The sequence below is a fragment of the Pseudoalteromonas luteoviolacea DSM 6061 genome, from assembly GCF_001625655.1.
GTDB classification, from domain to species: domain Bacteria; phylum Pseudomonadota; class Gammaproteobacteria; order Enterobacterales; family Alteromonadaceae; genus Pseudoalteromonas; species Pseudoalteromonas luteoviolacea.
Window position 1 is genome coordinate 36,976 of sequence record NZ_AUYB01000122.1, and the last position, 22,235, is coordinate 59,210.

The 22,235-nt window shown below is 38.7% G+C and carries 24 protein-coding genes; 14 read left to right on the forward strand and 10 right to left on the reverse strand.

Annotated features, from left to right (window positions below; genetic code table 11):
- The first annotated feature begins 147 nt into the window (after positions 1 to 147).
- The 3 genes from N475_RS17545 to N475_RS17555 all read left to right on the forward strand — a co-directional run bounded on the left by N475_RS17545 (position 148) and on the right by N475_RS17555 (position 3,333).
- A complete protein-coding gene (locus N475_RS17545; RefSeq protein ID WP_063358251.1) occupies positions 148 to 912 on the forward strand; it encodes an enoyl-ACP reductase FabI in 765 nt (254 codons plus the stop codon).
- A 3-nt stretch (positions 913 to 915) separates the two neighbouring features.
- The gene (locus N475_RS17550) at positions 916 to 1,395 is read left to right on the forward strand and encodes a MaoC/PaaZ C-terminal domain-containing protein (protein ID WP_063358252.1); all 480 of its coding nucleotides are present in this window, start codon (positions 916 to 918) and stop codon (positions 1,393 to 1,395) included.
- 117 nt (positions 1,396 to 1,512) lie between these two features.
- On the forward strand, positions 1,513 to 3,333 hold the full coding sequence (locus N475_RS17555; protein WP_063358253.1) for a methyl-accepting chemotaxis protein: 1,821 nt from the start codon (positions 1,513 to 1,515) through the stop codon (positions 3,331 to 3,333).
- A 108-nt stretch (positions 3,334 to 3,441) separates the two neighbouring features.
- On the opposite strand, the gene N475_RS17560 is transcribed toward N475_RS17555, so the two are convergent.
- A complete protein-coding gene (locus N475_RS17560) occupies positions 3,442 to 4,863 on the reverse strand; it encodes a PQQ-dependent sugar dehydrogenase (protein WP_063365701.1) in 1,422 nt (473 codons plus the stop codon).
- A gap of 476 nt (positions 4,864 to 5,339) precedes the next feature.
- Complete coding sequence (locus N475_RS17565) at positions 5,340 to 5,891, reverse strand: hypothetical protein (RefSeq protein ID WP_063365702.1); 552 nt, start codon at positions 5,889 to 5,891, stop codon at positions 5,340 to 5,342.
- A 465-nt stretch (positions 5,892 to 6,356) separates the two neighbouring features.
- On the opposite strand from N475_RS17565, the gene N475_RS17570 reads away from it, so the two are divergent.
- Positions 6,357 to 6,803 (forward strand): DUF1353 domain-containing protein, encoded by a 447-nt coding sequence (locus tag N475_RS17570; RefSeq protein ID WP_063358256.1) that lies wholly within the window; start codon positions 6,357 to 6,359, stop codon positions 6,801 to 6,803.
- A 52-nt stretch (positions 6,804 to 6,855) separates the two neighbouring features.
- Here the strand turns inward: N475_RS17570 and N475_RS17575 are convergent, their stop codons facing one another.
- The 8 genes from N475_RS17575 to N475_RS17605 form a co-directional block, all read right to left on the reverse strand.
- Positions 6,856 to 7,254 (reverse strand): hypothetical protein, encoded by a 399-nt coding sequence (locus N475_RS17575; protein WP_063365703.1) that lies wholly within the window; start codon positions 7,252 to 7,254, stop codon positions 6,856 to 6,858.
- Positions 7,255 to 7,625: 371 nt separating this feature from the next.
- Positions 7,626 to 7,940 (reverse strand): hypothetical protein, encoded by a 315-nt coding sequence (locus N475_RS17580; RefSeq protein WP_063358257.1) that lies wholly within the window; start codon positions 7,938 to 7,940, stop codon positions 7,626 to 7,628.
- 573 nt (positions 7,941 to 8,513) lie between these two features.
- Positions 8,514 to 8,855 (reverse strand): hypothetical protein, encoded by a 342-nt coding sequence (locus tag N475_RS25960; protein WP_196765622.1) that lies wholly within the window; start codon positions 8,853 to 8,855, stop codon positions 8,514 to 8,516.
- Between the two features lie 20 nt (positions 8,856 to 8,875).
- Positions 8,876 to 9,415, reverse strand: a complete 540-nt coding sequence (locus tag N475_RS25965) for an SDR family NAD(P)-dependent oxidoreductase (protein WP_196765623.1) — start codon at positions 9,413 to 9,415, stop codon at positions 8,876 to 8,878.
- A 156-nt stretch (positions 9,416 to 9,571) separates the two neighbouring features.
- Entirely contained in the window at positions 9,572 to 10,426 is an 855-nt protein-coding gene (locus tag N475_RS17590; RefSeq protein ID WP_063358258.1) for an AraC family transcriptional regulator, read from the reverse strand.
- Between the two features lie 38 nt (positions 10,427 to 10,464).
- A complete protein-coding gene (locus N475_RS17595; RefSeq protein ID WP_063358259.1) occupies positions 10,465 to 10,959 on the reverse strand; it encodes an SRPBCC family protein in 495 nt (164 codons plus the stop codon).
- A gap of 187 nt (positions 10,960 to 11,146) precedes the next feature.
- Positions 11,147 to 12,976, reverse strand: coding sequence for an Lnb N-terminal periplasmic domain-containing protein (locus N475_RS17600; RefSeq protein WP_063358260.1), 1,830 nt, complete (start codon positions 12,974 to 12,976; stop codon positions 11,147 to 11,149).
- 45 nt (positions 12,977 to 13,021) lie between these two features.
- Positions 13,022 to 13,477, reverse strand: coding sequence for a DUF3015 family protein (locus N475_RS17605; protein ID WP_063358261.1), 456 nt, complete (start codon positions 13,475 to 13,477; stop codon positions 13,022 to 13,024).
- 780 nt (positions 13,478 to 14,257) lie between these two features.
- Here N475_RS17605 and N475_RS17610 point away from each other — a divergent pair.
- The 10 genes from N475_RS17610 to N475_RS17650 all read left to right on the forward strand — a co-directional run bounded on the left by N475_RS17610 (position 14,258) and on the right by N475_RS17650 (position 22,231).
- Positions 14,258 to 14,731 (forward strand): hypothetical protein, encoded by a 474-nt coding sequence (locus tag N475_RS17610; protein ID WP_155730952.1) that lies wholly within the window; start codon positions 14,258 to 14,260, stop codon positions 14,729 to 14,731.
- A 227-nt stretch (positions 14,732 to 14,958) separates the two neighbouring features.
- Positions 14,959 to 15,201: a hypothetical protein gene (locus tag N475_RS17615; protein WP_063358263.1), complete on the forward strand. Its 243-nt coding sequence runs from the start codon at positions 14,959 to 14,961 to the stop codon at positions 15,199 to 15,201.
- 508 nt (positions 15,202 to 15,709) lie between these two features.
- The gene (locus N475_RS25845; protein ID WP_169809461.1) at positions 15,710 to 15,862 is read left to right on the forward strand and encodes a hypothetical protein; all 153 of its coding nucleotides are present in this window, start codon (positions 15,710 to 15,712) and stop codon (positions 15,860 to 15,862) included.
- 30 nt (positions 15,863 to 15,892) lie between these two features.
- A complete protein-coding gene (locus N475_RS17620; RefSeq protein ID WP_063358264.1) occupies positions 15,893 to 16,687 on the forward strand; it encodes a hypothetical protein in 795 nt (264 codons plus the stop codon).
- A gap of 85 nt (positions 16,688 to 16,772) precedes the next feature.
- The gene (locus tag N475_RS17625; RefSeq protein WP_063358265.1) at positions 16,773 to 17,360 is read left to right on the forward strand and encodes a GNAT family N-acetyltransferase; all 588 of its coding nucleotides are present in this window, start codon (positions 16,773 to 16,775) and stop codon (positions 17,358 to 17,360) included.
- Positions 17,361 to 17,860: 500 nt separating this feature from the next.
- Positions 17,861 to 18,271 (forward strand): YjfI family protein, encoded by a 411-nt coding sequence (locus tag N475_RS17630; protein ID WP_063358266.1) that lies wholly within the window; start codon positions 17,861 to 17,863, stop codon positions 18,269 to 18,271.
- 14 nt (positions 18,272 to 18,285) lie between these two features.
- The gene (locus N475_RS17635) at positions 18,286 to 18,978 is read left to right on the forward strand and encodes a PspA/IM30 family protein (protein WP_063358267.1); all 693 of its coding nucleotides are present in this window, start codon (positions 18,286 to 18,288) and stop codon (positions 18,976 to 18,978) included.
- Positions 18,979 to 18,983: 5 nt separating this feature from the next.
- Positions 18,984 to 19,304 (forward strand): hypothetical protein, encoded by a 321-nt coding sequence (locus N475_RS17640; RefSeq protein ID WP_063358268.1) that lies wholly within the window; start codon positions 18,984 to 18,986, stop codon positions 19,302 to 19,304.
- A gap of 63 nt (positions 19,305 to 19,367) precedes the next feature.
- On the forward strand, positions 19,368 to 19,973 hold the full coding sequence (locus N475_RS17645) for an OB-fold-containig protein (RefSeq protein ID WP_063358269.1): 606 nt from the start codon (positions 19,368 to 19,370) through the stop codon (positions 19,971 to 19,973).
- Positions 19,974 to 20,128: 155 nt separating this feature from the next.
- Entirely contained in the window at positions 20,129 to 22,231 is a 2,103-nt protein-coding gene (locus N475_RS17650) for an SPFH domain-containing protein (RefSeq protein ID WP_063358270.1), read from the forward strand.
- Positions 22,232 to 22,235: the final 4 nt, after the last annotated feature.

Below are 22,235 nucleotides of genomic sequence, written 5' to 3' on the forward strand. Positions count from 1 at the left end.
TACCTTAATATTTGCTTAATCCCGTACGCTACTTTGAACTATTTTTTCTATTGTCTTATTAATGAAAAGTCTAAATTTTATTATTGGACTAGTTCAAGAAAGTGCAGATTATTTGAGTTAGCTCGAAAGGCTGGGCGGGGTTTGGGTATGTTCGATCTAAAAGGGAAAAAAGGCCTAGTTGTTGGAATTGCAAATCAGCATAGTATTGCATTTGCATGTACACAATTACTGAGCAGTATGGGGGCGAGTGTAATAGCTAGTTATGCCAACGAAAAAGCGTCCAATTTTGTTACCCCTCTACAGGCTATTTTACCTGATGTCACTTTCACACAATGTGATGTTTGTTGTGACAAGCAGCTCATAAACTTAATTGAGCTCACACAGGCTAAATTTGGGCAGATTGACTTTGTCATCCACTCTGTTGCTTTTGCTCCTCTTGAAGACCTAAGAGGAGGGTTACTTAATTCAAGCCGCGAAGGGCTCAAGTTAGCAATGGATGTTTCATGTTGGTCATTTGTTCGTCTAGGAAGAATGGCCGAGCCTTTGCTTAACCCGTCATCAAGTCTTATCACCATGTCATATCTCGGCAGTGAACGAGCAGTGCAAAATTACAATCTGATGGGTCCTATAAAGGCTGCTTTAGAATCTTCGGTGCGTTATATGGCGCTTGAACTTGGTGAGCAAGGTCACAGAGTCAATGCTGTGTCCCCAGGTCCTATCAAAACGCGCGCTGCATCAGGGCTGAAAGACTTTGATACTTTGCTGGAAAGAAGCACGAAGAAAGCTCCTTTGAAACGTGACCTGTCAACAAGGGATGTAGCAGGAGCCGTTTTGTATTTGGTTAGCGATCTCTCGTTGGCAATTACAGGAAATACGCTTTATGTGGATAATGGTTATCACGTGGTGGACTAGAAGATGATCTTAGAAAATATCGTTTTTGAAGAAATAGAAATAGGCCTCAATGTATCAGTCGCTCGTACTGTTAAAACGAGTGATGTTATAGGCTTTGCTGCATTGACGGGGGATTATAATCCAGTACATCTAAACGAAGAATATGCCAAAAATACTCGCTTTCATGGTGTAGTTGCCCATGGCATGTGGACTGCATCTCATATTTCTGCACTCATAGGCACACAACTTCCGGGGCCAGGATCTATTTATTTATCTCAAGAGTTGAAGTTTGTTGCGCCAGTTATGATTGGAGATGTTATTACGACTAAAGTAACCGTGATTGATAAAGATTTCGAGCATGGTTTTGTGACATTGGACTGCCAATGTACGAATCAAAACAAAGAAGAAGTTGTATTTGGGATTGCAACGATCCTAGCACCCAAAGAGAAACAATTTATCGAGGTAATTGAGCCTACGGTAAAAGTGTACGACAAGATAAGTTAATCATGTTGAACATAAGTATTTTGTTGCCTCAAGAACAATAAATAAGCAACTCTCTTTGTTTGTATTATATTTTTAGAATCGCTCACAAAGGGTGTTTTTCGGCATCAGAAGGTAGACATGTTAGCGGAGCTAAAAATCTCAAACCGGCTCGGAATAGGCTTTTTTGTTTTACTGTTACTATTCGGCTGTGCCGTATTAGTTTCTATACAAGCACTTAATACAGCATCCGATGGCTTTAGGGACTATCGTTCACTTGCGAGAAATACAAATAATGCAGGCAGAGTACAAGCTAATTTACTTAGTCTTAGAATCGCAGCGCTGCACTATATCAACAATGGTAAGGCCGATGCTCTGCGTGAAGAGCTTGCGCGAATGGCTGCGCTAAAAGAGCTTTTACAAAGCGCCCATCAAGATGCCATCAGTAAAGAACAGATCAGAACGTTTAACGATGTAGAGCTATTGGCAGATAAATACGCTTCTACATTTGAGCAGGTAGCCGCGAGAATTTCCGAACGCAATAGCATTGTGCATGACAAATTGAATGTGATTGGGCCAAGAATGGAACAAGACCTATCCCATATTTTATTGGATGCAAGGAAAGACAACGACATGGAAGCTGCATTTTTTGCAGCCACGTCTTTGAGAAACTTGTTATTGGCAAGGTTATATGTAGTCAAGTTTTTGGATACCAACGATGCGCAAGACATTGATCGAGTTCAATCTGAGTACGCTCTTTTTAGAGAAAATTTAAGAACGCTAGGCACATTAATTCAAGAGAAAAAACGACAAAATTATTTCTTCAACTTGCAGCGGCTTGCGCCGAAATACATCGATAGTTTTAATCGTTTGACTCAAGTTATCGAGTCTCGCAACCGTTTAAAACGCGAGTACCTAGATGTTATCGGTCAGCAAGCTGCAAAACAAATAGAAGAATTAAAGCTGAGTATAAAAGATCGACAGGATCATATGGGCCCTTTACTACAAAGGGACAATCGTAATTCGCAAACACTGGTGGCAACCGTGAGTGTGATTAGTTTCGTTGTTGCAATATCTTTAGCGGTACTTATATCTAAATCAATTACGACTCCGATTAATGAAGCTGTATCTATTGCAAATGCATTAGCCCAAGGTAATTTGATTATTAGCAAAAAAATCAAAGGTGATAGTGAGACTTCTCGTCTATTACGGGCTTTGCAGGGAATGTCTAAACAATTTTCTACTGTGGTAAAAGAAGTAAAACAAAGCTCCGCAGCTTTGGAAAGTGTTTCTACGTTGGTCATTAAAACAGCCAAAGAAATGGCAAACTCAGCGGCAGAGCAAGAGCAGAGTGTTGCGAATACAAAAAGCGCAGCGTTACAAATCGGAGAGTCAATAAAAAGCAATAGTGAATATGCCTTGGCAACGGACAGAGTAGCAATAAATACGACCAAAGAAGCGGAAGATGGTGGCGGAAAGGTCAAGCAAACCATAGAAGCAATGCGGACAATCGCTGAACAAATTAAGATAATTGATGACATTGCTTATCAGACAAACCTACTTGCTTTAAATGCAACGATAGAAGCATCAAGAGCTGGAACACATGGCAAAGGATTTGCTGTTGTGGCAAGTGAGGTCCGTAAATTGGCTGAGCGCTGTCAGCAAGCGTCAGAAAGAATTGGTGAAACCGCTGCTGAAAGTGTAAATCTTGCTGAGGTAGCAGGTAAACAGCTAGAGACAATTATACCCGCTGCTAATAAAACATCGGAACTAGTTCAAAATATGATGAATATTTCAGGACAACAACAGGCAGGATTAGAGCAGATCAATCAAACAGTCAAAGCGGTAGAAACGGCAACATATAGAAATACCCAAGCAAGCAATAGCTTAACACGTTCAGTGGAGGACATTGTAAATGTGTCTGAAAACCTGCAAAACAGTGCTGCATTTTTCAAGTTGTAGGCTGCGAATAAGGTGATGTAAACGACTATGAGTTTGGCTGTTGGGCAATAGATTTGGAGTTTAGCTAGGAAGCCGTGTATATACGGTTACCTAGCTATAAATAATACTCTACTTACTTGGTGATAGCGCTATGATTTTACTCTCATTTGCTTGCCTGTCATTCATAGTAATATAAAGTTTGCCATTTGGTGCTACGACAACATCTCTGATCCTACCTAACCCCTTCAGGATTATTTCATCTTCAACAACTTTATCGTTTTTGATCCGTAAACGATGTAGTTGTTTTTTAGCTAAGCTGCCTACAAACAAGTCTCCCTGCCATTGTTGAAACAATTTATGGGTGTAGAAGTTCATACCTGCAACGGCAATAGAAGGAGTCCATTGGTGCACGGGTTGCTGCATCCCCGGCAAACTAGTATGGGGCGTGATAGGTGTACCATCGTAATTCATACCATAGGTTATCTTTGGCCATCCGTAATTAAGCCCTTTGGTGATTAAGTTAAGCTCGTCACCACCTCTAGGGCCGTGCTCCGTTGACCAAATTTGATGTGTTATGGGGTGCTTAACTAAGCCCTGTGGATTTCTGTTACCATAAGTCCAAATTGTTTTTAGCGCTTTAGAGTGGTTGAAAAAGGGGTTATCTTTGGGTATTTGCCCATTTTTATATATTCGATGTACTTTACCATTTTGTGTCGCTAGGTCTTGTGCATCATCTTGATGACCTTCATCTCCATTGCTAAAAAATAAGTATTCCCCTGAAATGGCAAAGCGCGAGCCAAAATGCCACCCTCTGTTTCTGTGTGTTTGCTTAGGGGCTTCAAACAAGGTCTGCTGTTCGACCCATTGGTTGTTTTTAATTTTGCCACGGACAATCGCTGTAATACCAATGTCTTGCCCTGCCTTATTTTGACCTGTTTTCTTACTATATGAGAGATATACCCAGCCGTTCTGTGCGTAGTCTGGATCCGGCATGACATCTAGCATGCCACCTTGACCTCGATGCCAAACTTCAGGTGTATTTTTAATTTGGGTTGATTGACCATTTTTATCAAGGAGCCAGAGCTGTCCCTCTCTTAAGGTATATAAGAGGCTACCATCAGGTAAAAAGTCCATGGCCCAGATAATTCCAGATGTCGATGTAACCTCTTGTGTATTGACGCTGTGATACTTAGTGCTAAAACGTTTATTGATAGTTGGGGTTTTGATAGCTTGGACATCAGCGCGATAGCCTGCCTCTCGGATGTAGACAACCAAGGTACGAATAGTTTCTTCTGACAATGAAGCACCAAAAGCGGGCATACCCTTTTCTTTAACACCAAACTTAATAGCTTCTGAGAGAGATTTGTCGGAACCATCTTTAAGCCAAGTGGTGTCAAGTAACGATCCTGCCATTCCCCCTTGTAGTTGCTCTCCATGACATGAGGCACAGTTGGCTTTAAATATATCTTCCACTTTTACCGCAGCTGACGCGGTCAAAGAAGAGGTGCAAAGAATGCTGAGTGCAGTTACTAAATAGTTGGTTTTTCTCATTGTTATATGCCCGCATTTTGTTAAGTACTCAGCAAGTATAATCACTGCTGGTGAATAAAAAACACTTTAATCGATAGAATGAAAATATACCGTGCTGCGCATACTAATAGCAGCTTTATTGAACTACTTTACTGGGAAGCTGAAATAAACTTGATATCGTTGATTTATCTAAAAAAATAGGGCCGTTTTGATAGACGTAATAATTACACATGAAACTGCAACTAAAGAAAAAACTCAAACGATTAAACATAATAGCGCAGATATTGTAAAAGAGAAAACACCACAAGTTGTGTACAGATTTTAACTGTGATTTTGCAGGCAGAGCAACCCTACAACGTTAACTTGCAGAGTTTGTACATACCGCTGATTACAAGGTAGATTAATTTGAGGGCGCGTTTGTACTGCGCCCTTCATACGCCCTTCATAGGTGGTGACACTCAATTCATTCCACTAAATTTGGGGTCACCCTAATGCTATCAGCTGTGTGCCAATATATTTGGCTGTGCCGTACAAAACAGCTTACCAGATTCTAAATGCTTACCTCTTACAAAAAACTCAAATAGTGGAGAGCTAGAAGAAAAGTCAGTGATCGGATGATGAGCAGGCACCTGAATATTGATAATGGCAAGAGATTTATTAGAGAGATCTACACTTGCGGTTACATGTTTCTCTTCTGGTGGTAATTCAAGAGATGGAGAGTGCGTGTGGACGAGTGTTGTAGCATCAGGGTTAAAGATGATTTCAGCAAACTCCCAATGAGGGTCTTGCATAAATAGCTTTAAACAAAGGTTTGCTGGCTGCGATATATCCCTTCTATCTACAAATGAGATATTTGGAGCAATTTGAAGACTATGAAGAAAAGCACTTTCATGACTGCAGGGGTCCAAGGCTAGTTGCCATAGGAAATCTTCTTTCGGGAGAAGCTGTTTTAATTTTTCAGTGTCATTTTCATTTATTCTAAGCAATTGTGACTTACTAATTTTTGTGAGAGGGTGGATACAGCGGGAGATTTCTTGGTTTGCTGACATGTAACTTCTATCCTTATGATTTTTATTGGATAATATCATTTTAAGGTTGCTCGAATAGGTCGGTTTGTGTCCGGTTTTAGCTTATAATGTAAAGCAATTCATTAATATTAGATGGCATCAAATTTAAATAGACTATTGACATATAATAAACTTTGTACCTAATATGGGTTTGTGTTTGTTACTTGTATTGAATAAGTAGTAGAGCACGAATCAAGAAACTAAGTATCTGACTGTCGATAAAGCTATATTCGGGGAGTGCATTGACGGCTAAAAAAATATAATAACAATGGTAGCCTGTTCAGTGCTTAGTTAATGTTGTAGCCCTTATTCAGGGCTACTTTCTTTTATCACTTTTACCCAAGTTTCGCAAAGAATTAACGAGTTTATACTCAGAAATATATAAAGTGACATATCGAACTGCTTGAATGTGGCCAAGACCACTTTTAAATTAAATGAAGGTATATCATGGATACACTGAATTTAAGACCTGTTTTAGAAACGCATTCGAACAAGCTTGAAACCGCCTATGAACTTATTGAAGATTTTCCCTATGAACATGAAGGTAAGATACACTGGGTGCCAAAGTATTTTCAATATGATGGAGCAAGTATTCCGTCTCTTGCTTATTATTTAGTTGGCACCCCTTTCAGCCCTCGGTATATGAAAGCTGCGCTTGTTCATGATTGGCTGTATCACACTCACGAAATTCAACGTGAGTCTGCTGATACACTCTTTTATCGTATGCTATGTGATGCTGGAGTAGGGAGTACAAAAGCTTCTTTGATGAAGGTAGCCGTTGAAAAATTTGGTCGTTGGTATTGGCACAATGATGCAGATGATGAAGCGTATAAAGCTGAATTGACTGATAAGATTATCAATGATGGCAGGGAGCCAAGCGTTTACGGTCTTTAAATGTTTAGACTATGCTGGGCAGTAATGGCCCAGCTTAGTCAAGGTTGAGCGTTTATTCTGGTTTAGTTTGTTGGAGTATTAGAAAAATTAGTCCAATGATCCCCGTTAGCGCTAAACCTGATAACAAAAAAGGATCCATCGCTATTTTTTCATGGAAACTAAATGTACCTGCTGATATCTTCTTCCAGCCCATAAAGTGTTGGTTGGCGGCAACAACAGCGCCAAAAAAACCTACAACGAGTGCGATGTACTTGGTTATCCAATGCGAAGCAATGGGCAAAATCAATAAAATTCCCAATATGCCTATAACTGTGCGTTGTGTTCTACAATATGGGCAGACGTAAACAACGCCCGCTAGCTCTACAGCCCAAGCTGTAATGCTTATAATAATAGCCAGAGACGCGATGATTCGGCTGTGCTTAATATATGTTTCTAATTTGAGTAGTACCATTGTTGACCTATTACTTGGTATTAGCTTGTACCCAATAAAGGGGTTGCCTTCGTTATAATGTAACACTTAGTATGAGGTGTAGGCAATTTTTTATTCCTAATTATTTTAAGTTATAACTTTTTTATATGTAGGTGAATACGTAAAAAGTATATAAAAGCAAAACTTTTCAAACGGTTACTATTAAGCTGAAGTAATGGTAGGAGTTGTTGAGCTTGTCAGTTGTTGCAATCGCTAGGCTCCCAGCGATCAAAGATTTAAGTTTAATGAGTAGGCGATTGCCCCACTGCAAAGTCATAACTAGTTTGCGTAGGCTTTAGTGAGTAAGGGTTATAACAAGGTCAAGTTGTAAGCTCAACCTTGTTTAAGATTGATTAGTTATTGTTTATGTAGCAAACAAACAACTCATGTTCTGGGTTATCTTGTGTATCTTCTATTAGATATTTAGCTGCAATACTATTTTGGCAGGTGCACATATCGTAGTGGCTATACATGTATGGGCGACCTGTTTCATCTTTATCTGTTTTGGTTACGCTACATGTTGGCTCTCTCCACCTCGGATCCCACCCACTCTCACCGAAAGCAACAATTTTAATTTTGTTTGATAGAATTTTGGCTGTTAGATCATCTGATTGTGCAGAGACATTGAATGCGCAAAATGCAGCTAAACCAAGTATTAATTTTTTCACTGTTCATCCTTAATTAAATAGTGTTTTATATATTCAATAGAGTCTAAGCTCTACATTTTGGGTATTTTATTTATAAATTTTTTTATTGCAAGTTTTTATATTCTTTTAAATTTTTCTTTGGATGAAATGTTATGGTGTTTTACCGTTAAAGAAACGCGCATGAATTTTTCTTTAATTTTTTATAGGGTGTTAATGTTGCGAATAATTAAATTAACCGTGCGGATTTAAGGTGGTAAATTGAGTTGTTTTATAATCTTGGTTTTATATTGGATATTTGGGAATATCTTAATGCGCTAGTTTTTTATCAATCACTCAGAGGTTTTTTCTTAGGTAATGGCCATACTGGGCTTTTACTAATTGCGTAAAAATTAGTTATATAAAGTAAAATTGGAGCGGAAAATATTCTTGTTAAATCAATGGTTAAGAGCTTTTTTGACTTTGGTAGGTATTTATAAATTTTTGATGCCCAAACCATGTCAGGCGCGTAACGCAAAAAGCTATTTGTCGCTGATGCATAATTACTTTTAATCGTCAAAAGTGTGGGCTAACAAGCGTTTTAGCCCACGACTTGCACTATAGAAACCTCTGTATCGCGTTATACGCATTTTCCTGATATTGTTCGCTATTTAGATCTGGAAATAACAAACTTTGATCACATAGACGACCAGTGAGCCCCTTTTGACTTGCATAAAATAAACCTGACTCAAAATCACTATTATATAAGCCTTGAAGGTAGCGTTTAGCCCCGATTTCTACTGTATGTACTTTGTTAAACCATAACATTACTTGCATCATACTTTTCATTATATATTGTTTAAATAGTGGTAGAGTATTGAAGCCCTCGGTTCCTGTAGTCGCGCCCGGGCTCATGGTTATAAACTTCACATGAGGGTAGCGCCTTGCCATTGCTGACATCCATAATGCACCCATGTATTTTATAGAACCGTATGAGACAGTGGCATCTTGTGTTTTTTTGAAAAAAGAACCATTGCAAACTCTTCCTCAGAAGAGGTTGGTAACTCAGGTCGTTTCATACCCATTTCTTTGACGCCACGAGCTGCTTCTGAGCCGGCATAAATTGCAACTTTTAAAAGTTTGCCAGCTTTTAAAAGCTCTTGCGCAAGCAAACTATGTCCTAATAAATTAACTGCAAAAATTTCCGTTACACCGTTGCTATTTATCTTATTGAAGTTTTTACCACCTGTGCCGCCAGCATTCATGATAAGCGCATCAACACTACAATCAAGCCTTTGCACGGCTTCAACAACCGACACTTGGTTACTAACATCAATGATTAAAACTTCAAATATGGATCTGCCAGTTAGTTGCTCGAGCTCTAGTTTGGCTGCCAAAGCTTTTTCCATATTGCGACAGCCAAGATAGATTTTTCCTATCTCAGAATTGCTCGCTAACTGCTTTGCTGTTTCTTTACCTAAACCTGCGTTTGCACCTGTAATTAAGACTCGAGTAATCATAACTTTGCCCTTCATGTTCTTTTAAATTGATTCAATCTGATGGCTTTATAGTAGGTAAATGAGCTTAGTGATTTTTGATATTTCTTGCTGTCTTGATGGAAAACTACAAGAAACGAACGGGGTAGTTTGTGCTCTAAAAGAAAAAGCCTAAATAAATCAGGCTTTTAAAGTAACAGGGATGTTTAAGTAAATCTTATTATTTGGGTCTGCATCGTTAAAACTTGCAGGCAGAAGTTCAAAATCTGGTTTATTTGCATATTCATAGGGGCTTTTCGGTAGCCAGCTCCCCCATATATAGCGTAACGTATCTTCTAACTTTGAAAGAGGCCCGATATGTGTAAATCGAGCGTAGGTTTGAGCCTCAAGTTCTCGTGTAATCAAGCCCTCTGGGACATCATCAAAGTTCTTGACTTGTGCTGAACAGATATATACAAATCGCGTCACATCCTCTGATTCTTCATAGCATTCGTAAATACCGAAAAAATCGCTTCCAATTCGATTGGGGATCTTATCTCGATAGGGTCTAAACCCAGACCATAGCTTAGGTAAACTAAGATCACCATCATCATATTGGGTTGCTATTCCCACGATCTTCATAGCAGGCTGAGTGATTATTTCTGGCTCCATACTAATATTGTTTTGTAAAAAATCTAAATCACTTTCACTAAATGGCTTTTTATATAACAGTCTAAAAGGCTCGTTAATTTTCCGATATTGTGCTGGTGTCATATCAAATAATGCCTTGAACGCTCTAGTAAATGCTTCTTGAGACTCAAACTGGCACTCGATAGCGAGATCCAGAATGCCAACGTCTTCAGTGAGTAGTCGCTTGGCCGCTAAGGTTAATCGGCGCTTGCGTAAATATTCTTTAGGTGTATCTCCTACCAATGCTTTAAACACCCTACTATAGTGGTACGTTGAATAATGAGAGGCAGTCGCTATTTGATGCACACTGATTTTTTCGCTCAAGTGCGTCTCTATATATTCGATACTTTTTAAAAATCGATCCATCTCAAAATCCTCGTATTTTTTAAATGTAGTTCAGTGATTTAGGCTGGATTAGCTTTTGTAAGTACTTGCGTTTCAGCATAATCCTTGAGTCCTTTTAGTAGTTTGCCAAAAGCAACGGGAAACACCAATCTCAGTAAAGGATAAAAAGGGTAAGCAAACACTTTAAGTTGCGGTGTTGCTGTCCAAGTCACTTCAGCTTTACTAGGGCCAAGTGAGCGTACGGCCATCTTCACATGATTTTGCTTGATTGGAACTATTTTTGGGTTATTGACGGGTAATACGTCGAAAGCGAGTGTTTTATTCTCTTCATTAAACTCAGTAATAATTTCTTTAACTTTTGGACCATTGGGATTATCACTTAGGTCGCAGATCCTACCTTCCATGGGGGCGCCTATGAGCCCTTTGCCCCTGCCCATAGCGACAGAGCGAGGAATCGGACCCATCCACAAATGTGCTTTATCGAATTGAGTCGCTATAAGCTCCCATATTTGTTCTGCAGGTTTATTAATTTCTACCGTTTTAGTGATTTTCATAAGTAACTCTCATAAAGTGTCATCGATTTGATGTGGTTACTTTAAAAAAAGAGAAATGGGTTTTTTGATATTTTTTGCTGTATTTGGCGGTTTTTTGTGTTTTACGATTAATGGAAGGTTGTTATAACGGCCCTCAAATTATCTCATTTGTATTCTAGGGGGAGTTGTTCCCCCTAAATTACACTTCTTACCAGTAATAGCCAAAATTCATAGATAATTTGCTTAGCTCTGTTTCTATGCTGTGCTCCCAAGACAACCTTAAATCCATCGACTCAGAAATAGACGTCCTTTGCTCAAGCTTTATAGCTGTCTGTGTGGCATTGCCAATATGGTGTCTGTGGTTAATTGTTAACGCTGTACTAATATTGCTTGAAATGAACCAACTCGCCTTGATCTTTGCACCAGCAAACAGTCCATCACTTATTAAACTGTCAGAGAAAAAGCCAGTTGTTAAAAAGCCAGAAATGGCAAGATCAGAGCCAAAGAAGGATTTTGACAAACCGGCGCCTGTATGAATTATGGGTGTTAAACAATCACTACAATTCAACCTTTCCTGTTCTGCTCCAACTTTCAAGAACCACGAATGATTCTTATCACCAGGTAACATTGTATAGTTTTGTTTTACACTCTCGATGTTTAGTAAAGATAAGGAATACAAGTTTACTTTACCCGAATCAATTATTAGCTCGGCAGCGCCCATTGTTAGTTCAGCATGCTTTACATGTCCATAGGATGCATCCAATGCATCATAGTAAGCAGGCCTTATACCAACTATGATGCCAAGATCATCAACCCCTATGTAACTACGAGATATTCCTCTTCCCAATGCTGGGATATTGCTTGATGCAAAATTTGTTGTGGAGGCTGATGGGGCTAATTGATATCTAATTAGAACAGCCTTTTTATAGTATAAATTGTTTTTATCTTCCGGGTCTTTCTTATCTCGTGTGAACTGATAATAATCGATTAGCGTGTCGACTATACGATACTTTGATTCTAACTGAACGTCTGAAATGCTTTGAAGTGATAGATTTTCAGGAGAAAGAGCGATAGATCTTACAATCGATTTCTCAGTAGAGTTGAGGCCAGAAAAGCGCTGGTATAGCCTGGTCTGACGAGAAGGGTGATATACAGCCTCTCCGAGTACTCGTTTACCATCGGATGTGCTCAAGTTAAGTTTTTGAATAACCTCTTGTGGCCCTACCCAAGGTTTTACATCGTCTAGAATATCTTGATCTAGCACTAATTCGATAGCTCTTGCCATGAAATAGGCACAATTTCGATTGAAGAAGAAGTACTGGAAATCAACATTCATTAACTCCCACAAGTGCGCAATGACTAATTCAGACTGTGATTTACTGAGTACGATAGGATATTCCCAAAGGTCTCTATGCTCAGTTTCGTTATAGTTATTAAAATGGTAGAAAAAAGGCTGTGTTGTAAACGAGGAGTCATAGCCACCAATGATGCCTTTTACAATATATGAAAGCATGCCTTCATTTGCTGGAATGTCTGCGCCGAAATTAATGGAAGCTTGTTCTAAACCTGTTTTGTTTTTCTGATTTATTTTTAACAACAAGTGCCCGTAATAAGAAGCTGGATTACCAAGAAACCCTGTTGCAAAAACCAAACTAAGCTGTTCTTGGTCATTTACATTTGTATATTCTTCGTAGTTTGGACAACTAACTTTTTTTATTCCTAATTTTACAAAATCTAATTTCTCTTTAAGAAACAGGTATCTGGCAGGGTACTTACATTGACCATGTTGATTTAAGTCTAAACCTGCGGGTTCAGCGAAGGCATTAATTGTCAACCGTAATTCGTTAAGGCTACTATATTCACCCTCCGGTGATAGTAAAAAGTTTTTATCCGTAACTTTTGGACTATTTCCGCTGTAAGCGGTTAGTAACTTTAGCCACTGCTTGTGCTGGGACAAGTTATTTAAAATATGTTCTTCGGTTGCATTCGCGCTGAAACAAAGAAGTAAAAAGAATGAGTAATAAAATAGTTTTTGCATAAAGAGGGTGAGATGCAAGGCTTTTTACGCCTTGCATCAAATGACTTAGATTGCAGTCATTAGTGCAGTGTAGTATGCCTGAGACTTTTCAACTTTAGTAGTTTCAGCATTAAACTCAACCATAGAAACAGCTACATTTGAACGAAGCTTTGCAACTACTTCATCTTTTTGCTCTGCAGAAACTTCTGCAATGTCTAGTAGTGCATTAAGGTGCTGACCTTCGCCACGAGCTGTGTCTTCATTTAATGAGTCATAGCTTTCGATGATGAACTTTGCAACTTCTGTTTCTTTAACGCTACATGTTTCTGGGCTCATTGTCGCTGAAGTTACAGCTGTAGTACCGATATCCCAAATAATGTTTGATGTAACAGCTAGAGTGCTGTTGTCTGGGAATAGTGCTGCGCCAATTCCACAATCAGAGAATGGGTTTGGGCCTTCAGCATTGGCATTTGCAGCAAAAGTTAGAGCTGTAGCAGCAGCTAATAATAGTTTTTTGTTCATTATTTATACTTCCATTTAGCATTAAGAATAATAAAAAGTTAACCCTTTGTTATTTGGGTGCTCTCTATTTGAATTGACGAGGATGTTAATCAGGAATTAAGTTTAAATCAACAATTATTTTTGAAAGCGAATTTTTATTCAAAACGGACTGTTGGACCGTGGAATTTTTAAGTTGCTTATAAAGCTCTTTGCCATCTTATTGATATTAATAAATTAATTTTATATGGGTTGGATGTTGAATTTGGGAGTGATCTGTGGATAAGAGGTTGACCATACCGGAATTGTTGTATCTAACTCATTTTTTATTTGTGTAAAATTGTAAACAATAAGGGCGGTTTAAAATCGTGCTAAGCAGGTAAACCTACTAATTTTTTGGGGGCGTTGGTACTGCGTAAATTGCCTTACGAACAGTTTTTGTTTGATAAAATATGCTTTCCACCTTTTATTTTGTTGATTTATTATTTATTTGATTGTTATCTATTTTATACGTAAAAAATTAATCTTTGTGTTTTTCGCTAGCGCTGACTCATGATAAAAAAGGAGCATATTAGCATTTGTATCAACAACATTGCTGTGAGCTTGCTTTTTAACTAATTACCAATACACTGACATTAAGACAACTCCATTCTCATATTGACCTTAAACCAAGCAACAAGGCAGTCACTTGCTTACGAGTCAAAACAGCAGTATAAGGTCATGTGGTCAGCTACTTTTTTATTACTTCTTAACATGTTGAATAGCGAACCTGAAGGCTTAGACCTTAGGTTGAGCGGGAGTGATATGTCTATAGACGTGTTGCCAGCTATTTCAGAGTACTCAATATGCAGGGGCTATCGTCTCCATAAACAAAAATCAGCTATCGAGCTGACTGTGTTAATGTATGGCTTTGATAGCTGTGAAGACAAAGCGAACAAACTCCCTCTTGTATCACATAACTTGAATGAAGATGAGCAGTCTACCGTGCTTGCTTTAGCCAACTATTATGGAATTTATCATGCACCAAATAAATTAGGGCTGAGGTTCTCATTGAAATTTACTCAATTAAGGAAAAAAATAGATTGGTTTGTAGACAATAAAAGTCCCAATACTTCGGTGTTTACTGAGCATAGTTTTAATCGTGATATCGTTCGCATTACTTTTCAGTCAGTTCATAAAAGCGGTTCACCTGGGTTGGAGCTTTTGATTTACTTTTTGCCTGAGACCAAAGAGATCATAAAGGTGGAAGTACATACAAAACAGCTTAAAAAATCATAGTGTCTTGATTGTAAAGTGAATTTTTAATTTTTAAATTGTGAACTCATTCGATAATGTTATTGGTGTTGGAATTTAATATTAATAATTTAGTTTGGCAAAGGGGGCATTTAAAGGGAAGTAATTGTTTGTAGACTATTTTTTATCCACGTGTAATACTTTGTAATAGTTGGATTTAAAGGACTTTTATATAGTTATTGTTGTTTAGTAACTTGCAATAAAGACACGCTATGGACCAAAAACTAATTGAGCAATTGAACTTTGACGAATATGCAACAGCAGAGATGCGCGAGCGAGCTGATATCAACAAACATCATATCAACGCAACACTGTTAGTTGATGATGACTCAGTGTCAGAACAAGACCGCATAAAACTTCTGACTGAATTGAACTTATATAGAAACTCCGCTTCTATAGAGGTAGAAGAGGTAACTGATGGGGTGTTTAATTTGCGATTTGCGTTACTCAATTAAGCGGCATATTTTCAACTAATGTAATTAAGTATATTAGTGGAAGCTAATAGCGAATTTTTGCTGTCTAATATTTAATATTCTCCTATTGATTATAAGTTTGTGATTTAAGATTGTGTTAGTTTTTCTCTTGCAGTTTATGTTTGATTAAAGAGTGTATTTTTAAATCTTTTTCAGCTTGACTTTGTTAAGCATAACCTCGTTAACTACCGCCCGTAGGTTTGTCTTTTTGCTATTTTACGCAAGACTCGAACTACTAATTTTATTCAGTGATTTTTACTTTTTCTTGCTTAAGGTAAGCCGATACCACTAAAAGTTGTTATGACCTGTCAATTTACACAGGTTTAAGTCACCAAGCATTTTGGTTATTGTAGTTATCAAACACATATACCTCCAGTTAACTATACCTTTAAAGTAGCGTAGGAAATTTCAGAAAAACTTTTGTTTACATTTTGGGTAGTAGGTATTAAATTTAGAACGCAATTTTATAAAAATAAAAAAGGAGCTCACGATGCAACTATCATTCAATAAAAAAAATATCAAAAAACTATCTGAAAACAACAAATCTCTTGTTAAAGGTCAGACAAAAGAAATCGCAGGTGGCGCAAATGCTGCAGGATTTAACACTGCTGCGGGTTGTACTAGCTATGCACGCTGCCACTAATATACCAGCTTAAATTAGGTATATTAGATAATGAGCGCCCTAGAGGGCGCTTTTTTGTATTTCAAATATATAGGATTTGTTGTGGTGAACGATGAGTATCGTATTGATGTGAGTGACACAGTCGTAACATTAAATGGCAAAACAGAACGAGATTTGAAGTCCAGTTTTGGTGTCGAGCTGCGCTATATTGAACCCGATAAGTACCAATTCATATTTAAAAGCGGATTCCATGAATTTCTGAATGCTTGCCCAGGAGTAGGGGAGCTTGCAAACATGCTCCCAAGTTGTACGCAGCAACTGTCGGAATTTTTAATAATTGATGAACCTGATATTGGTCTGGCGATTGCTCAGGATACACTCTATAACGATGCATTGTTGTTGATATTGGAGGAGTTAGCCAAGTATTCTGGTGAGTCGGTTGAGTCCTTATTTGACCTCATTAAAGTTCAGATACTTAGAGATTTGAATACGATTTTAATGAGAGACGTTGACGATTTTTCTTTATCACTCGGTGAGCATACACTTTTTGAAAGTCGCAATCGAGAGAGAACGCTGCGTATTGAAAGCAGAAACTCAGTTAAAGTTGCAGAGCTTTCAGATATCAAACGTATTATTTGTGACGAAAAAGAAGATGAATACGAAGTATTAAAGAAAGAGCGCTGGCAAGCCCACTCGAATACTAAGATGTATTCTAATACTGGATTGAATTACACTAAATATCACGTTGGGGAAGATAAACGCTTAGACTTATTTGAATACGTTTACAAGTCTCAGACTTCAACCCAAGAAAAATGCCTGAAGAGAACCATCCAACGTTTAGTATGACTTTAAGGATCTAGATAACTACAGACTAACTATACTTTATCGTTTAAAATTCATCATGTTGTTCGTACTATAAGGAATAAATTTGATGTGGTTAAAAAGCAATGTCTTAGAAGGAGATGTAGTTGTTTTAGAACCGATAAAACTAGAGCATGTTGAGTCGTTGGCAAGTGCAGTACAAGATGGTGAAAGTTGGCAGCTTTGGTACGCCTCAGTTCCTACACCAGAAAAAATGTATGGGTATGTTGAGAAAGCGATAGAAGGTGCAAAAAGTGGGCAGCCTGCGTATGTCGTTAAAACAAAAGCTGACAATCAAATTGTTGGTACTACTCGATACTACGATGTCAAAGCACAACATCGCCGCGCCTCCATTGGGTATACATGGTATGCTGATACAGTTAAAAGAACAGCAGTAAATACAGAGTGTAAGTATCTACTTATTAAACACTTGTTTGAATCTTGTAATGCCTTATCCCTTGAATTCAAAACCCATTACTTTAATCAGGCTTCTCGAACTGCGATAGAGCGATTAGGTGCAAAGCTCGATGGTGTATTGCGCAGTCATCAAATTATGGATGATGGCTCAATCAGAGACACCGCAGTTTACTCAATCCTATCCCATGAATGGCCTTCAGTTAAAAATCATTTGCTCGCTAAATTAGCGAAATATACCTAGCATGTTTTTGTTTACAAAGTGAAACTAGGCTTATGGCCCAAAGGTGGGAATTTGGGCTTTTCCTTTTAGATAACCTTCTAGCTATTAGCTATTAGCCAAATTCGTACTCACTGATTTTTGTATGGGTTGGGTGGGTTTTAGTCGTTTTGATTTTATCAATAAAATGCTTGTTCCTTACTTATTTCTCAGTATAGATGGGTGTGTTTTGGGTTTTAAAATGGATCTGCATTAAGCCATTTTTTGTGGAGTTCGCTTATTTTACTTCAGATATCCGGCATTTTTTCAAAAAATGAATACATTTATGAGCTGATGCTATGCTTATGTTTTACAATGCTAAAAGAATTTTTTTGAATCGAATTTTAAGCAAATTTTAACAATAAAGTTTAAAAGCGCAGTTGACATATTATGTCTTGCTAGGCAAAGTGTAACCATAACTCATACAATCATAACAGCGTGATTTAACGATTAAAACACGCTAACTGACATAAGGAATTTCTTACATGGAATTGAATGAGCTTTCATTAAAATTGTCTCAGTATGAAACTGAGGGGTCAAGTTTCGAATCTTTTTTTATCAACAATGTTGGTCAAGAAGTGCTACAGGTTATCGTAGATGGAAACGATGAGCTTCCTATCTTTGTGACGCGCACAGAAGAGCAAATTTTGTGTATTTGCTACTTGTTTTCAGAGTCAGAAATCAATACTGATAAACATGCAGAATTAAACGACACGTTACTGCGTTTGAATGTACCAATGCCATTAAGTGCATTTGCCAAAATAGATGATAAGTACGCAGTTTTTGGAGCGCTTTCAACAAATTCAACAATTGAACAGTTGAGTCATGAAATCATTACCTTATCAGCGAATTCGATAGATGCCTTAGAAGCTATTAGCGATTATTTGACGGAATAAAAGGAGTATTCACAATGAGTATTTTCAAAAAGTTATTCACCGCGGTAAAGGGCGGTGTGAATGAAGTTGGCGAGACTATCGTGGACGCTAACGCTATCCGTATTTTCGAGCAAGAGATAAGAGATGCGCAAGAAGCACTTTCGGATGCGAAACGTAGCCTAACTGAAGTTATGGCTAAAGAAATGCAGACAACTCGAGCTATCAAAGCGTTAGATAGTGATATTGAAAAGCATGAAGGGTTCGCTGGACAAGCTCTTGAGAAAGGTGAAGAGGCGTTAGCTCTAGAAATTGCAGGTAAGATTGCAGAATTTGAACAGCAAAAGTCTGAGCAGCAACAAGTGCTTACGACTTTTACAACAAGCGTGACTAAGTTAAAGCAGCAAATAAAGCTTGCAGAAAAGACGATTGTTGAGAACCAACGTCAACTTAGCATGGTCAAGACCACTGAAAGCGTGCAAAAAGCAACAATGGCCGTCAATGACAATATGTTATCTGGTGATTCGGCAATGGCGTCAGCAAAGCAATCTCTTGAGCGTATTAAACAACGTCAAATGGATAAACAAGACCAACTAGATGCTGCTCAACAATTAGCGGATGAAAGTGCGGATAAATCTTTGCATGACAAAATGCTCGAGGCAGGTATTGGTGATGAAGCAGCTAAAGGTGCCGATATATTAGCGCGCATCAAGGCTAAACAGAGTAAATAGCCACCATGACAGACAACAAAAGTGCTTGGCAAAAGCAAGAAAAGGCGGTTCGAGCAACCCAGCTTGCTTTTGATTTAAGTTCGGAAGTACAAAAGTCTATCAAAAAAAGTGCGATTGATGAGGAACTTACACCTTCAGATATGATCCGGCGGATTTTAGGGCTTGAAGTTAAATCCAAAAAAACACGTCAGAGATTGAGTTTTAATTTAAGCGATGAAGAAATCGTTCAACTGGCTCAACAATTTGGTATACCAGATGCAGATAAGCGCATGGTGAAGCAAAAAGTTGCAGATTTGCTGATCAAGCATGTTAAAGACTCGAATTAAGCGCGCTTAGTTATTTAGACGAGCGTAACACCGATATACATACGTGGAGGTATACGGACAACTATGGACTTTCTTAATACAATTTTCACTTTTCCAACTGTCGTATTTACGACGCTATTGCTTGTCGTTATTGGCTTCTGGTTCATCGCATTATTGGGCTTTGCTGATATTGATATGTTCGAAGGGGATGTTGAAATTGAAGCCGACGGTTCAGATTCATTATTTCAAATGGGGTTTGGTGGTGTACCTCTAACAATCTCAATCAGCCTGGTAATTCTAATTAGCTGGGTAATTAGTTTTTATTCGCACCAGTTATTCGAATATGTGCTGGGTGAGGGGGTCGTTTTCTATTTGCTAGGAGCGGCAGTCATGTTTGGCTGTTTTGTCCTCTCTATCCCGCTGACAGCAATACTTGTAAAGCCTTTAAGGCGTTTCTTTGAAAGCAAAGAAACCGCGTCGAAAAACGAATTTATCGGACTTGAGTGTGTCATTGCAACGAGCAGAGTAACTGGCAACTTCGGTCAAGCAAAAGTGCAATTTCAAGGCACTGAGCAGTTGATTGAAGTACGGTGCGAAGAAGAGAATGAATTTAAGATAGGGGATAGCGGCTTGCTAATAGAACATGATGAACTTCGTAATAGCTATGTGGTTGTCGTAAAACCTTGGTAATAAATCAGTAGGATAGTAATCGCTTAACTGTGTAATTAAAAACAGTGGTCTAGATGGGGCTACAAAAAAACAACTTATGGCATGACATCTGGTTTCGGTGGAAACAGCTGGGTGTTGTGCTAATTCGGGAAATCAATATTTAGTTAGGAACACGCATGGAATTTTTAGATAATCTAGGACCTATTTTAACAATCGCTGGTGTTGTAATTGCCGTTATTTTTGCGGTTATTTTGATGATTGGCAAGTTTTATCGAAAAGTGGATCAGGGACATGCACTTATCATCAATAAGATGAAGAATGAACCAGATGTAACTACCACAGGGGGTATTGTCTACCCGGTCATTCATAAGATGGAAGTGATGGATATTTCTACCAAACGTATGGTGCTTGAGCGCAGAGAAAACAGCGGTCTAATTTGTAAAGATAATATCCGTGCTGATATTGCCATTACTTTTTACATTCGAGTAAATGAAAACAAGCAAGATATCCTGCGTGTTGCAAAGCAGGTGGGGTGTGCGCGAGCTTCTCAACCTGAAACGTTACAAGAGCTTTTTGAAGCAAAATTCTCAGAGGCGCTAAAGACTGTCGGTAAGCAAATGAACTTTGAAGAGTTATTTACTCACCGAAATGAATTTAGAGATGCCATTAAAGAAGTAATTGGCCAGGATTTATCTGGTTATACACTAGAAGACGTTGCAATTGACTATCTAGAACAAACTTCAATCCACAAGCTGGATGAGAACAATATTTTAGATGCCGAAGGTATTCGTCGTATCACAGAGAAAACCGCAGAGCAAAACGTCCAAACAAACCAACTAAAGTGTGACGAGCAAGCACAAATTGAGATTCAAAACCAAGCTGCGCTTGAGAAGTCACTAGAAATAGAGCGTCAAAAAGAAGATGCCAAAGCAAAACAGCAGCGTGAGATTGAAACGGTAAGAGCAAGAGAGTCAGCAGAAGCTGAGCGTGTAAAACAAGAAGAGCGCTTGAAAGCAGAAGATGCAAGACTGAAGGCTGACGAGGCGCTTGAAATTGCAGAGCAAAATAAGCAACGAGAAATTGATATTGCCGAGCAAAACCGCTTGCGTGTGCTTGCAATTGAAGAAGAGAAAGTGGCTCGCTCTCGTGAAATCGAAGTGATTGAGCGTGAGAAAGAAACTGAAATCATGCGCATCAATAAAGAGAAAGCGCTGGAAGTTGAGCGTAAAGAAATAGCGGAAGTTCAGCGAGATAGAGTCGCTGTTGAAAAAACCGTTGCTGAAGAGCAAGAACGAATTAAAGATGTGCAAACACTAGCAGCAGCTGAGCGTGAGAAAGAAGCAATTGTCATCCGTGCCAAAGCCGACGCTGAAGAAGCGCTTGTAAAAGATATTGAAGCGGCAAAAGCGCAAGAACAAGCAGCCGAGTTTAAAGCTCGTGAGCTGGAGAAAATGGCAGAAGCTGAGCTACGCATAGCTAATCAAAGTGCCGAATCGAAAAAGATCCTTGCAGAGGCAGAGCAAGTTGAAAAAGCCGCATCAGGGCTAGCCGAAGCTGAAGTTATCAAAGCAAAAGCTGAGGCGAATGCAAAACAAGGCGAAACTGAAGCGCAAGTACTAGAGCAAAAACTGGCAGCCGAAGCCAAAGGTAAGCGTGATATTGGCTTTGCAGAGGCTGAAGTTCAAACAGCGATGGCCGAGTCTATCGAAAAGCAAGGTGAAGCAGAGGCGATTACGCTAGAGCGTCGTATGACTGCTGAAGCGAAAGGTCTTGAAGAGAAACTAGAAGCACTCAATGCGATGGACAAAGATGCGAGAGATTATGAAGGCTTTACACTGAAGCTGAATCAGCAAAAAGAGCTGACGTTAGCCAAGTTAGAAGCAGAAAAAGAAATTGCCGCGCATCAATCTGAAATCTTAGCGAAGACGCTAGGTAATGCGGACATCAATATCATGGGTGGTGATGGTCAATTCTTCAATCAGTTTATGAAGGCTATCACCCTAGGCAAGTCAATTGACGGGCTAGTGGGCGAAAGTGATACGGTTCAGACTTTGTTTAAAGATCATCTGTCGGGTGAGAGAAACATCATGGATGACTTGAAAGGTGTATTAAGTGGTGCAAATGCTTCATCAGAAACTATGAAGAATGTTGCAATGAGTAAGTTCTTTCAGCAGTTAGGTAATACGTCTGACGCTGAAAAGCAGCAGCTTTTAGCGATGTTAGGTAACACGTTAAATGGTAACGCCAAGTCAGTAGTTAAGTCAGAAGGGCAAGACTAAACTC